The organism is Microcoleus sp. AT8-A3, from assembly GCF_036705675.1.
Lineage (GTDB): Bacteria > Cyanobacteriota > Cyanobacteriia > Cyanobacteriales > Microcoleaceae > Microcoleus.
In genome coordinates this window covers 23570-35800 of the sequence record NZ_JAUBVD010000035.1, presented here as the reverse complement: position 1 = coordinate 35800, position 12231 = coordinate 23570, and the positions used below count along the sequence as shown (strand labels likewise).

General features: G+C 45.7%; 9 protein-coding genes. 4 read left to right on the top strand and 5 right to left on the bottom strand.

Annotation, left to right across the window (positions count from 1 at the left end):
• Positions 1-131 precede the first annotated feature (131 nt).
• Complete coding sequence (locus tag QUB51_RS19545; protein ID WP_333052890.1) at positions 132-3101, top strand: adenylate/guanylate cyclase domain-containing protein; 2970 nt, start codon at positions 132-134, stop codon at positions 3099-3101.
• An 85-nt stretch (positions 3102-3186) separates the two neighbouring features.
• On the opposite strand, the gene rpmB is transcribed toward QUB51_RS19545, so the two are convergent.
• The 4 genes from rpmB to rppA form a co-directional block, all read right to left on the bottom strand.
• Positions 3187-3423 (bottom strand): 50S ribosomal protein L28, encoded by a 237-nt coding sequence (rpmB, locus tag QUB51_RS19540; RefSeq protein ID WP_333052889.1) that lies wholly within the window; start codon positions 3421-3423, stop codon positions 3187-3189.
• A gap of 148 nt (positions 3424-3571) precedes the next feature.
• Positions 3572-5560 carry a molecular chaperone HtpG gene (gene htpG, locus QUB51_RS19535; protein WP_333052888.1) on the bottom strand — a complete coding sequence of 663 codons (1989 nt, stop codon included), beginning with the start codon at positions 5558-5560 and terminating at the stop codon, positions 3572-3574.
• A 254-nt stretch (positions 5561-5814) separates the two neighbouring features.
• A complete protein-coding gene (gene rppB, locus QUB51_RS19530) occupies positions 5815-7152 on the bottom strand; it encodes a two-component system sensor histidine kinase RppB (RefSeq protein ID WP_333208634.1) in 1338 nt (445 codons plus the stop codon).
• A 162-nt stretch (positions 7153-7314) separates the two neighbouring features.
• Positions 7315-8004 (bottom strand): two-component system response regulator RppA, encoded by a 690-nt coding sequence (gene rppA, locus QUB51_RS19525; protein WP_333208633.1) that lies wholly within the window; start codon positions 8002-8004, stop codon positions 7315-7317.
• Between the two features lie 206 nt (positions 8005-8210).
• Between rppA and QUB51_RS19520 the strand changes: the two genes are divergently transcribed.
• From QUB51_RS19520 to QUB51_RS19510, 3 genes are all read left to right on the top strand, one after another.
• Entirely contained in the window at positions 8211-9215 is a 1005-nt protein-coding gene (locus QUB51_RS19520) for a multicopper oxidase domain-containing protein (protein ID WP_333052885.1), read from the top strand.
• Between the two features lie 164 nt (positions 9216-9379).
• Positions 9380-10597 (top strand): helix-hairpin-helix domain-containing protein, encoded by a 1218-nt coding sequence (locus QUB51_RS19515; RefSeq protein WP_333262823.1) that lies wholly within the window; start codon positions 9380-9382, stop codon positions 10595-10597.
• A gap of 104 nt (positions 10598-10701) precedes the next feature.
• Positions 10702-11616 (top strand): FTR1 family protein, encoded by a 915-nt coding sequence (locus QUB51_RS19510; RefSeq protein WP_333262820.1) that lies wholly within the window; start codon positions 10702-10704, stop codon positions 11614-11616.
• Between the two features lie 126 nt (positions 11617-11742).
• Here QUB51_RS19510 and QUB51_RS19505 read toward each other — a convergent pair whose 3' ends face one another.
• Positions 11743-12222, bottom strand: coding sequence for a hypothetical protein (locus QUB51_RS19505; protein WP_333262817.1), 480 nt, complete (start codon positions 12220-12222; stop codon positions 11743-11745).
• Positions 12223-12231: the final 9 nt, after the last annotated feature.

The window sequence follows — 12231 nt, the reverse complement described above, 5'->3', positions numbered from 1 at the left end:
TGTGTCCTCTGCGGTTTCCTCATTCCGATACAACCGGAATTGATATTACATCCGTTACATCCCGTACATTGCTCGTTGCCGAACTTCCCTCTTCCTTGAGATGTGAAATCCCCTAAAACTTAAAACTCGGTATGAATCTGAACCTAAATCAGTTTCTGCGATTCCCTCAATCCCGAATTGGGCGGTACTTAGCCCAAGTAACTGTCGTTGCTGTCGCTTACGCCGTGGGGGCGAGGCTAGCAATTTCAATTCAAGGTGTTAGTCCCTTTGCTGCCTCGGTGTGGCCACCCGCAGGAATTGCACAAGCTGGACTTTTGTTGTTTGGGAGTAAAGTCTGGCCAGCCATAGTTTTGGGTACATTCCTGCTAAATTTTGTTAACCCAAATGAACAGATATTTGCGGTTTGGCTGGGAGGAAACGCCGGGGCAATTCTGCAAGCTGTTTTTGCAGTAACTGCCCTGCGCTGGATGGGGTTTCGTCCATCTCTCGATCGCTTGAAAGATGTAGTTAATTTAATCTTGTTTGGCGGTCTAATTTCTACTCAAATCAGTTGTACGATTGGCGCGTTTTCCCTATATTTAGCGGGGAAAGTAGATAGGACAGAATATTGGTCGCTTCGGTGGGATTGGTGGTTGGGAGACACAATGGGAGTTTTAATTTTAACTCCCTTAATCCTAATATTTTTTCGCCCTAAAGTAACCGCCGAGCGTTTAAAAAGACAAACAGGCAGCCAGCAAAAATATTTAATTTGGCGGGCAGTATGGTTATTATTATTAATTGGGGTGAGCTGGCTGGTCTTTGTGTCGAAAACTGAAGCTTCTATTTCTAGTTATCCCCTGGAATATTTGCCGTTTCCTTTCATAATTTGGTCGGCGCTCCAATTCGGTCAACGAGCCGCTGTCCTAGCATCGTTCATTGTCTCAAGCATCGCAATTATGGGCAGTTCTCAGGGAGGGGGGCCGTTCATAGCCAAAGCCGAAAATATCACTCAGGCTATCTTATTTTTGCAAGCTTTTATGGCTGTAGTTACAATTACATCGCTGTTATTGGCAGCGACGGTAGCTGAACGCGCCGAGGCAGAAAATTCGCTGCGAGAAAGCGAAATTAAATATCGAGAATTGGTGGAAAATGCAAGCAGCATTATTCTGAAATTGGATGCTGACGGCAATATTACTTTTTTTAACGAATTTGCTGAAATATTCTTTGGCTACACTCAGGAAGAAGTCATTGGTAAAAATGCAATGGGAACAATTCTTCCGCAGACAGACATCGAAGGGAATAACTTACAGTTGGTTTATAATGAAATTTTACAAAATCCCGATCGCTTTACCAGCTATGAAAATGAAAACCTCCGACGCCGTGGCGATCGCGTTTGGGTATCTTGGGCAAATAAACCGCTGGTTAATTCAGCGGGAGAAATCCTGGGCATCCTCTGCATCGGCACAGATATCACCGCTCGCCGAAAAGCTGAAATAGCGCTGCTTCATCTGAATGAAAAGCTGGAAATCCGAGTTGAAGAGCGGACAAATGCCCTGAAACAAAGCGAACTTCAGCTACAGAAACAGAAATCGGCCTTAATTGATTTAGCCAAAAATAAAGCGCTGAATCAAGGCGACTTAACAAAGGCGCTTCAAGAAATAACTGAAACTGCTAGCCGTACTCTGGAAGTTGCCCGATCGAGCGTATGGCTGTACGATCGCACTAAATCCAAGATCGAGTGCCTGGATTTGTTCGATCGCGCTGTCAACCAGCACTCAGACGGTTTGCAATTAGCAGAAGCAGACTATCCTGTCTATTTCCAAGCACTGCGAGAAGAACGCGCAATTGCTGCCTTTGACGCGCAAAACGATTTTAGAACTAGAGAATTTGCGGAATCTTACCTACTTCCGTTCGGCATCACTTCCATGCTAGATACGCCGATTCAAATAGGCGGAGAAACAGCCGGAGTTCTCTGTTTAGAACACGTAGGAATGCCCCGCCGTTGGACTATTGAAGAACAAAGTTTCGCTGTTTCTCTAGCAGACTCTGTAACTTTCGCAATGGAAGCGCGAGAACGCCAGCGCGCTGAAGAAGCGCTGCGACAAGCTGAGGCAAAATACCGCAGCATTTTTGAAAATGCGATCGTCGGCATCTTTCAAACTACTCCCGATGGGGAATATCTCAGCGTCAACCCTGCTTTAATTCGTATTTACGGTTATAGTTCCTTTGAAGAGTTGAAGGGAACTTTAACTAATATTAACCGCCAGCTATATGTATGCCCAGAACGCCGCGCCGAAGTCATTAATTTAATGCGAAAAAACGGCAAAGTATCAGATTTTGAGTCTCAAGTTTACCGCCAAGATGGCAGTATAATTTGGATTGCGGAGAATGCTTATACTGTCTGCGACAGACATGGAAATTTGCTTTATTACGAAGGTACTGTTCAAGATATCACAACTCGCAAACAAGCTGAGGCAGCTTTGCGCTTAGAACAAGAAAAATCTGACCGTCTCCTGCTCAATGTTTTACCGCAAGCGATCGCCGATAGATTAAAACAAGACCAAAGCATCATCGCCGATACTTTTTCCGAAGTAACAGTATTGTTTGCAGATATAGTCGGTTTTACCCAAATTAGTTCCCAAATTTCTCCCCCGGAATTAGTTTCCTTGCTTAACGATATTTTTTCCACCTTCGATCGCCTAGCAGAAAGGCACGGTTTGGAAAAAATTAAGACGATTGGCGACGCTTACATGGTAGTAGGAGGGCTGCCCATGCCCCGCAGCGATCATGCAGAGGCGATCGCCCAAATGGCCCTCGATATGCAGCAGGCAATTACTGACTTCAGCAATCTCCACAATCAAGATTTTAGCATCAGAATCGGCATTAACACCGGCCCGGTTGTCGCGGGAGTTATTGGAATTAAAAAATTTATTTACGATTTATGGGGAGACACCGTTAACACCGCTTCCCGCATGGAATCCCACGGCTTGCCGGGGTGCATTCAAGTCACCTCTGCAATTTATGATATATTGCAGGACAAGTATGTATTTGAAAGTCGCGGCGCGATCGAAGTTAAAGGCAAAGGCCAGATGACTACTTATTTACTCAAATGCAGACAGTGACTTTAGTAAAGGTTTTTCTCTAAAAGTAAGGGCGATCGCACTCTCAAATGTGCGATCGCCCTTACTTTTACGCTAGCCAAGTTTTTTAAAGCTTGTACAGGTTAATTCCAGCTTCCTTCGCCATGATTTCCAAACCCTTGTTTTGCAAGGTTTTAATCGCCTTTGTAGAAAGATGCAATTTTACCCAGCGCTTCTCCTGCGGCCACCACACCCGCTTCCACTGCAAATTTGCCTCTTGCAACTTGTGAGTGCGGTGGTGCGAGTGAGAAACTGCAAAACCGTTATTAGCCTTCTTCCCCGTTAGCTGACATTTCCGTGACATACTTCCCTCCAGATTACCGTTTTTTTGCGTGCAGCCTCTCATTATACCCGAAGGAAGAAGGAACAAGGAAGAAGGCTTGACTTATCCCTTTACCAATAGAAATAAACTCTTACTCCCCCCCTTAGCAAGGGGGGGTTGGGGGGGGTAATTACATGGCACGTTCAGTCAATTTTGTCAAGACTTGATTCGATCGCTCGACAAAATCCTTCATCCCTTCAGCATCGAAACCCTTCTGGGCCATCAAAGCCAAGTCGTAAACGTGGTGACAAATCATACTCGCCAACTGGGCCGACGGAGACTCGCCGCCACCTTGAATAATCGCACCCTGACTCAAACTCGCCAGATTTTGAATCAGCGGGTGAGACGTATTCACCAGCAAAACGTGATCTTCGGGGAATTCGGCCGCTTGCTGCTGCAACAGCGCAGTCATGTCGCGCATCCGGCGCAAAGCTTCCGGCAAAAGTACGATCGCAGGTGGCGTCGCCTCCGCAGAGTCAGACTTCAAAGCTTCTGTGCGAATGTTCACTTTCGGCTTATTGAGAGCTTTTTGGAACATTTCCTTAACTTGTTCGCTGCGAGTTTTATTCGTCGCCGGATCGACAATTTCCGCTTCTTTCTCTTTGTCAATTAGCGTTTCATCGATGTCGGAATCAACCCGCGAGAATTTGACATCTGAGTGTTCTCGTTCCAAGAAGCTGATAAAGTGCGTGTCGATGAAAGAATCCATAAACAGCACTTCTAAACCTTGGCTTTTGTGCATAGCAACGTAAGTTGCTTGAGACGCCGGATCTGTACAATAAAACACACGATTTTCGTGGCGTTTTTGATTGCGTTCCAAATACTCTTTTAAAGTCGTGTAAGGCTGGGTGGAACTAGAATTTTCCGACTTCGGAGTGACATCTTGCCACAAATCTCCTTCCTCTGTTTGCACCTGAACTTCTGGCGTTACAGTTTCTGGATTCTCGGCTGTTGGTTCGTAGGTGCTGCGGTAGATTAAAATATCTTCGACTTGCTTTTTGAACTTGTCATCGTTGAGAGTTCCAAACTTGACAAAAGTGCCGATATCTTGCCAGCAACGGATGTATTCGTTGCGGTCGTCGCGGTAGAGTTCTTTCAGGCGATCGCCCACTTTTTTCGCAATATAATCAGCGATTCTCCGCACAGTGCGATTGCTTTGCAAAGAACTGCGAGAAACGTTCAGCGGAATGTCGGTACTGTCAATAACGCCCCGCAGCGGCATCAAGAATTTCGGGATAATTTCTTCGCAGTGGTCGCTGACAAAAACCTGGTTGCAGAATAGCTTAATATTGCCTTGGGTAACATCGACATCCGGCCGCAATTTGGGAAAGAAAAGAATCCCGTTGACAATAAAAGGATAATCTGTATTCAGGTGTACCCACAGCAGAGGCTCGTCTTGGTACGGGTAAAGGTAACGGTACAGTTCTAAGTAATCTTCTTTTTGCAAATTGCTGGCTGATTCCCGCCAAATTGCTTTGTGCTTGTTGAGTTCCTCTCCCTCAAATTTGATGGGAACGGGCATGAAATCGCAGTAAGTTTTGATTAACTGCCTAATCCGACTGGGTTCTAGATATTCTTGTTCTTCATCTTGGAGGGTAAGAGTAATAGTAGTACCGCGTTCCGTGCGGGAAGATTCTGATAGTTCAAAAGCGGGAGAACCGTCGCAAGACCAGTGTACGGCTTGGGCTCCTTCCTGGTAAGAAAGAGTATCAATGTCTACTTTCTTCGCCACCATGAAAGAAGAGTAGAAACCGAGACCGAAGTGACCGATAATTGCGTCCTCGCCGCTGCCTTGGTATTTTTCAATAAATTCTTCTGCGCTGGAGAAAGCGACTTGGTTGATGTATTTTTTTACCTCGTCGGCGGTCATGCCGATGCCGTTATCGGAAATTGAGAGGGTTTTGTTTTCTTTGTCGATCGCTATGTTGATTTGCGGTTCGCCCACCTCGCCGCTGTATTCGCCGGAACGAGAAACCATTTTGAGTTTGGCAATGGCATCGACGGCGTTAGAAATTAGTTCCCGCAAGAAGACTTCGTGGTCAGTGTATAACGACTTCTTGATAATCGGGAAAATATTTTCGGTATGGATTGAGATTGTTCCCTGTTCTAAAACTGTCATAATTTTTCTCTGTGATGACTGCTAATTGCTTAGAAATAGCTATTTAATGATTTTCGGCGATCGTGCTACGTTTTGCCGAAGGGATTACCACAAAAAGATGATTCGGTTTTCCCCACATCTTGCACAATTCTCAATAAGCCTTTGACGGGCGGGCTTTCCGACCTACCCCACAAGATAATTTACTCTTTGTGGAACAGGCCGAAAAGCCTGTTCTCGATCGTGGTGCAAGATGTCAGTTGCCCTCACATAGTAGCTCACAAAGGCAACTGCAGGAGAAAGGTGCTGCCGGAACCCAATTCGCTGCGGGCGCTGAGGCTGCCGCGGTGTGCGCGGGCGATGGTTTGGGCGATCGCCAATCCCAGTCCCGAACCGCCTGTATGGCGCGATCGATCGCTGTTAACTCGGTAAAATCGATCGAATATTCGCTCTAAATCTGCCGCCGCTATCCCAATACCGGTATCTTGAACCTGAACGATCGCCTCGATGTGATTGCAATCTAAAATAACTGTTACTTTCCCGCCCGCCGGAGTGTATTGAATGGCATTAACAATTAAATTAGCAACTAGGCGATAAAGTTGGTCGGAATTGCCGACAACATTTAACTGCTGCTGTACGCGCATTTCGGATGTTAGCGCTACCTTTGAGGCGATCGCCAAAGCGGCCAATTCCTCTATTAAATCGCTAACAAGGTCATTCAAACAACACAATTGAGGGCGATCGCGTATCACTTGATTATCCATGCGAGCCAGCAGCAGCAAATCAGCCACTAACTGAGTCAGTCGTCGGTTTTGGCGATCGATCGTCCGCAAAATTTCCTGCGCCTCTTTTTCATCCAATTGAGGCGTCAACAGCGCCGATTCTACAGTCGCCTGCGAAGCCGCTAAAGGCGTCCGCAATTCGTGAGCAGCATCCGCTGTAAACTGTTGGATTTGTCGGTAGGAAGCATAAATCGGTTTCATGGCTAATCCTGCCAGCCACCAACTAGCAAAGCCTATCAAAATCAATGCTGTAGGCAATCCTAATTTCAAAACCCATTTCACTGTACTGAGATAATCGTTGAAGTCTTCCAAGCTCCGCCCAACTTGAAAATATCCCCAATCTTCCTGATTATTGGTGTGCAGCAATACAGAAATTTGGTGATAAATATTGCCTTGGCTGTCAGTGATTGTTTGCCAATGTTGTGAGTTAAATGTCGGTGGCAATTCTTCGGGATAAGCGCCTGCTGTAGCAATCAAATTTCCTGAATTATCAAATAAACGGATATAGTAAAAGCTTTGGTTTATAGCGCTTAAAATATGGCGATCGGGCAACTGTTCTTTATCTTTAATGCCGTTAACTCCAATTACGCGGAGGTTGGGCAAAAGATCATTGACTATTGGTTCTAGGCGTCCGGGCTGCTGCAATTTTGTTTCTAGGCTGTCGTGTAGCGTCCCCGCTACCGATTCTAATTCGCGGTCTATGGCTACCCAGTGAGCGTGGGCGATCGCCTCGTATACGCCCAATCCCAGCAAGCTTAAAATCAAACCCATTACTGCTGCATAGGAAAGGGCTAATTGCCAGCGAGTTCGGTTAAATAGTTTATTTTGATTCATTTTTCATAACTTAAGCTGTCAGTCAAACAGTCCGCCAGGGAATGAATTCCCTGGCTAATAGTTAAAGTCCTCTAAAGAGGACTAAAGAACTCATTAGTCCTCTTTAGAGGACTTTAGCTTTGAGGCCGGGAATTCATTCCCTGCCGGAGTATCGGTTTTACTTTAATTTCTCATGCGGTATCCGACGCCGTGAACGGTTTCTATTAAATTAGCGCCGCCAACAGACTCAAGTTTGCGCCGCAGCAAGCGCACTTGAGCTGCTACCACATTGCTAAAGGTATCTGCACTCGCTTCCCATAGCTGATTCCGAATTTGGTCGGTGGTGACAATTTGGTTCGGATGTTTCATAAAATATTCTAGCAGTTGAAATTCTTTGTTTGTCAGTGAAATTATCTGATTTTTGCCGTGGGTATCGACATGACAAGCAGTGCGATTTCCGCAGTCGAGAACGAGATTCCCTACCTGTCTATGTTGTGGTTGAATTTGGGGCGATCGCCTTTGCAAAGCCCGCAATCTTGCTAACAGTTCCGCCATCCCGAACGGCTTGACTAAATAATCGTCAGCTCCGGCATCTAGTCCCGCAACTTTATCTTCCATTCGGTCTTTGGCTGTCAGCATCAATACGGGCAGGGCGCTATGTTTAGCACGCAATCTCCGCAGCAGTTCCAATCCTGACAATCCTGGTAGCAACCAGTCAAAAATAGCGAGGGTGTATTGCGTCCACTGGCTGTCTAAATATTCCCAAGCTTCACTGCCATCGAGGGCCCAATCAACTATATATTTTTCCTGCTTTAAGGTTCGCTCGATCGCTTTCCCTAAATCTGGCTCATCTTCAACTAGCAAAACTCTCATAACTCTAATTTATAGCGGTAAATCTTTATACATTGTTAGCGATCGGCAGCATCTACCCCAACATCTAACCTCACATACTGAGATGAAATCAGCATGAAATTTTCTAATTTCGCAGAAAAAGATGATTGTTGACAATTATTGACAACAAGCTAGAAATGTCTTATACTCAAACGCAATCAAATTTTTGAGAATATTTTTCAATAAGTATGACAGATTTATCCGATCGTCCCCCCATGAAAAAGCCGGGGCGCTGGAGTCGCCGCCAACTGCTACAGCTAGGAATAGCTGGGGCTGGGGTAGCGGGGGGCGCGATCGCACTTCAACACTTGACTCGCAAACCGACATCAGTCGCGAGAATACCGCCCATGCCTGCAGATGCAGTCACCATCAGCAATATCAACCCCATGCAAATTGCGCGGGATTTTGATTACGGCACGGTGACGCGCGAAAACGGGCGCACGGTTCGGGAATTTCGCCTAGAAGCTAATACTTCGATCGTCCAACTCAACAGCGCCGTCACCTTCAACACCTGGAACGTGAACAATCGCGTGCCGGGGCCGACATTGAGGGCAACTGAGGGCGATCGTATCCGCGTCATTTTTTATAACAAAGCCGCAGATTCTCATTCGCTGCACTTTCACGGCGTTCATACCAGCGAAATGGATGGCGTTAAACCAGTGAAACACGGTTCGGTATTTATTTATGAATTCGATGCCAATCCCTACGGAGTGCATCTTTATCACTGCCATATTGAACCCGTAACTCGTCATATAGGTAAAGGACTCTATGGAATGTTCATCATAGATCCGCCAAAACCCCGTCCTCCCGCAGATGAAATCATGTTAATCATGGGAGGATACGATGTAAACGACGACAAAAAAAACGAACTATACGCTTTTAACGGGTTGCCCAATTATTACATGAACAACCCGATCCCTATTTACAGAAATCAGCTAATCCGGCTTTACGTTCTCAACATAATTGAGTACGAAGCGGCAGTGACTTTTCACCTGCACGCCAACTTTTTTGACGTATATCGCACGGGAATGACTTTAACTCCCAGTGAAAGAACCGATGTAATCACAATGGGAGTAGCTGAAAGACATATTTTAGAATTTACCTACGGCTACGCTGGAAAATTTATGTTTCATCCCCATCAAGATGATATCGCCGAAGCAGGCTGCATGGGGGTATTTGAAGTCATCACTTAAACCAAATCCTGCTACCACGGTGCACCGATTCAAATAAAGAAAGTATGAAATTATTTGACAAGCTCGATCGCAAATAGGTAGAATGAATAGCTCGCAAATAATTGAGAATCTTTCTTAATAACTTGTGAGACCAAATGCACATAACGTAAAAATTAGCAACAGCCATGTTATCAACATTTCGTTTATTACTCACATCTTGCACCATTCTTAAGAACAGGCAAGGTGCCTGTTCCACAAACAATGACTTTTCTTGTGGGGTGCGCGTCCCCAAGAACAGGCAAGATGCCTGTTCCACAAACAATGACTTTTCTTGTGGGGTGGGCGTCTCGCCCGCCCGTAGCAGGGTTGTTGCCAATGTTGCAAGATATCGTTTATTACCCACAGCCACGGCTACAGCCATCCTCGTTGCTCTCGCTGGTTGCGCTTCCCCCACAGCCAGCAACACCGACAGCACAGTCTCACCCGTTGCCACAGCCAGTCCCGCCTCCACAAGCGGTCACAGCGGGAATCACGGCGGCAAAGGCGGCATCAACATCAATACTGCCATTCCTTCAGAGTTAGATAAACTCGAAGCCAAGTTAGGAGTACCGGCACTTTCTAACAAAATTCAAGCCAGCCGTCCTTACGGGAAAGTCGAAGAATTGGTATCAAAAAATGTCATTACTCAACCCCAATTCGACGAAATCAAAGACATGGTGACTATTGAAGATGTCGTCCTCACCGGTGAAGCCAAAGATGTAGACTTCATGACTAACATGGGATTGATGAAAGGGCATCTTATGGTAGCAAAAGAACTCTTGGAGCAAGGCAAACCAGACCAGGCAGAACCTCACATCGGGCATCCAGTCGAAGAAATTTATGCCAATGTCGAAAATCAGCTAAACGAGCGTAAAATTCCCGAATTTAAGACTACTCTAACTAAATTGCAGGATTTAGTTAAAGCGGGTGCAAAAGATCCGGCTCAAGTGAATGCACAATTTGACACATCAATGCAAGCAGTTGACGGAGCAATTGCCACCCTCCCCGAAGCGCAGCGAAAAGATCCGAAATTCGTGCTGCAAGTGATTAACGGCTTGCTAGATACAGCTAATTCCGAATACGCAGCGGCAGTTGCTAACGGCAAAATTTCCGCAATTATTGAATACCAAGATTCGCGGGGTTTTGTCATGTACGCGGAAATGCTGTACAAAGATATTGCCGCTCAATTGGCTAAAACCAGCCCGGAAATTGACAAAGCAATTGTTGCCAACATGACGGAACTGAAGGCAAATTGGCCAACTGCGATCGCACCCCCCGCCCCAGTTAAAACAACCGAACAAGTCAACCAGCTAGTTAAAAAGATCGAAAGCGACAGCCAAAAAGTTCTCAAACCCGCATCTTAAAAACATTACTCCCATCAACAGCGGTAATTGGTAAATAATCTGCCAATTACCTCGCTCCTTAACCAGTCCCATTCCCACCATAAAAAAGGAATTTTGGCGAAGCATTGCCCACCTTTGTAATTACTCTCCGCGAAGGAGTCGAAGCCGCCTTAGTTGTCCGAATCGTTCTCGCTTGCCTCAAAAAATCAGGACAAAGTTATTTAAGTCCTTGGGTTTTCGGCGGCGTTGGCGTTGGACTTATTGCCAGTGCTTTGATAGGTGTAATGTTCGGCTGGACAATTCAAATTTTGTCCGCATCCAATCAGCCTTTTGCACCGATTATGGAATCGCTGCTAGAGGCAACCTTTGGAGTTTTAGCGATCGCAATGCTGAGCTGGATGCTGATTTGGATGACCAAGCAAGCGCGATTTATGAAAGCCGAAGTAGAAGGTGCTGTGAGTGCCGCCTTAACGCAAAACTCTCATGCTGGCTGGGGCGTATTTACTTTAGTTTTGATTGGCGTTTTACGCGAAGGATTTGAAACAGTTTTGTTTGTCGTTGCCAAGTTTCAACAAGGGATTATTCCGGCGATCTGCGCTTGGGCGGGCCTTATCTCAGCCACCGCACTGGGTGTCCTGCTGTTTAAATGGGGAATCAAAATTAATATCCGCCTGTTTTTCAAATATATGGGCGTTTTATTGCTCTTCATTGTAGCGGGTTTAGTGGTATCTACTTTGGGATTATTTGACAGCGCGGTGAATATTTTATCGCAATCAAATCGCGAATCAGCATCACTGTGTTTCTATTACGAAAGATTTCCTAAAATCCACTCTTGGATTCTCGGGCCAATGGTCTGGAATACCTCAAAACTGCTTCCCGAAGAAAAGTTTCCCGGTTTGTTGTTGAGTGCGTTGTTTGGCTACACGGATAAGCTCTATGTCATGCAGGCGATCGCCTATTTGATGTTTTTAGGTACTGTCGGTGGCATCTACTTCCAAAGTTTGGCAGGTCGAGTGTTTTTCCCATTCAAAAAAACATAGGAAACGAAATAAGAAATTAAGTGCGATCGAAACGCGATCGGCTTTTTAGCGGAAATGCAAGAGGCAGTTGTTTGTTGCTAATAATTAATGCGCCCATAAGTTAGAGCGCATTAGGAAATCAGCCATCTATTGATTGAAGGTAAAACGCCCGTCAACTTTTTCTCCGTTAATATCCGCAGTCACTTTTACTGGATACTGACCGGGTTCATTGCCGGGAAACAACACAGCGTAATGTTTGCCCTCAGCATCATACTTGAGAGCTAGGGTTTGCTGCTTTCCATTCGGTAACTGCACTTGAGCCGTCACTTTCGCGTTAGGAACTGGTTCCTTTTTATCCCCTTTTAGCAAAAATAAATCTAAATGAGTTCCGGTAGCTTCTTTTGCAGTTACAAACTCTAAATGGTAAGCTCCCGACTCCACAACTTGCCCCCCTTTAGTCGCTTTTGCAGGAGCAGCGGCGGGAGGCGAAGACGCAGGTTGGGAGGCGACAGGAGGAGATGCTGGAGTGGTATTTGGATCGCTTGCTTGGTCGCCTTGACTGCAAGCTCCCAAAAACAGCAATCCGACACTACCTAGAACAATTAAATTTGACTTAAGCGATTTCATTTGTTTGAC

Excerpts from the sequence above, each read along its gene's own strand:
- rppA (WP_333208633.1), bottom strand. The coding sequence starts at position 8,004 with ATGAGAGTTTTGCTAGTTGAAGATGAGCCAGATTTAGGGAAAGCGATC.
- QUB51_RS19505 (WP_333262817.1), bottom strand. The coding sequence starts at position 12,222 with ATGAAATCGCTTAAGTCAAATTTAATTGTTCTAGGTAGTGTCGGATTG.
- rpmB (WP_333052889.1), bottom strand. The coding sequence starts at position 3,423 with ATGTCACGGAAATGTCAGCTAACGGGGAAGAAGGCTAATAACGGTTTT.
- rppB (WP_333208634.1), bottom strand. The coding sequence starts at position 7,152 with ATGAATCAAAATAAACTATTTAACCGAACTCGCTGGCAATTAGCCCTT.
- htpG (WP_333052888.1), bottom strand. The coding sequence starts at position 5,560 with ATGACAGTTTTAGAACAGGGAACAATCTCAATCCATACCGAAAATATT.
- QUB51_RS19545 (WP_333052890.1), top strand. The coding sequence starts at position 132 with ATGAATCTGAACCTAAATCAGTTTCTGCGATTCCCTCAATCCCGAATT.
- QUB51_RS19520 (WP_333052885.1), top strand. The coding sequence starts at position 8,211 with ATGACAGATTTATCCGATCGTCCCCCCATGAAAAAGCCGGGGCGCTGG.
- QUB51_RS19515 (WP_333262823.1), top strand. The coding sequence starts at position 9,380 with ATGTTATCAACATTTCGTTTATTACTCACATCTTGCACCATTCTTAAG.